Below are 745 nucleotides of genomic sequence, written 5' to 3' on the forward strand. Positions count from 1 at the left end.
GCTGATAAAAAGGCGTTGCAAGCATTTAGGAGATTGAGAAAATGAATCCATTAGAAAGGCTTTGGAAAGATAGAATGACTATCTTTAGATGGGTAGATTATGACGAAGGTGGTTTTACCAAGCAAAGGGAAGAAGAAGTCGCTGCTGATGTCAAATGCAAATATAGCAAACGTTCTCTAAATGACACTGGTGAAGGGGTACCTGACCTTATTAACTCCTATACTTTATTTTGTGAACTTGATGTTGATATAAGAGAGGGTGATAAAATCATTGTTACTCAAAGAAATGGAAAGCAGATTGAATTATCCGTTGGAGAAGGATTCCCTTATTCCAAACATCAAGAGTTTTCTGTTAGAAGGACCGAAACTGCATGAGTAGTAATTATAGAAGAAATAAAGCAACTGTTGATCAGTATCGTAGAGAATTACAGAGTATGCTGGATGACATAAAGGATATAGACATCAAGATATTGAATAGAGCGGTAAACGAAGGAATGGCTTATGGAAAACGAAATACTAAGGTAATCAGCGGACATTTAAGAAGGTCATGGAAGTCGGCTCCTGCTGTCAAGAGTACGAGCGGCGGAGTTACTAAAAAACTTGTTAATACTGCCGACTATGCCAGTTTTTATAATTATGGCCACAGGATAGTTAATAGAGCTGGGGAAACAGTTGGATTCGTAAAGGGCAAGTTTGTCTTAGAGAAAATTGTCAGTTTTATAGATAAGCAGCTAGTTAAAGAATTT

2 protein-coding genes are annotated in these 745 nt (G+C 37.2%); both read left to right on the top strand.

Annotation, left to right across the window (positions count from 1 at the left end):
* Window positions 1-41: 41 nt before the first annotated feature.
* Window positions 42-374: a hypothetical protein gene (locus RCF13_RS10755; protein ID WP_308141151.1), complete on the top strand. Its 333-nt coding sequence runs from the start codon at window positions 42-44 to the stop codon at window positions 372-374.
* Window positions 371-745: HK97 gp10 family phage protein (locus tag RCF13_RS10760; RefSeq protein WP_308141152.1), on the top strand; the 375-nt coding region annotated here is incomplete at its 3' end. The genes RCF13_RS10755 and RCF13_RS10760, both read left to right, overlap by 4 nt.

It is taken from the genome of Stenotrophomonas maltophilia group sp. RNC7 (assembly GCF_030910085.1).
Taxonomy (GTDB): Bacteria; Pseudomonadota; Gammaproteobacteria; order Xanthomonadales; family Xanthomonadaceae; genus Stenotrophomonas; species Stenotrophomonas sepilia.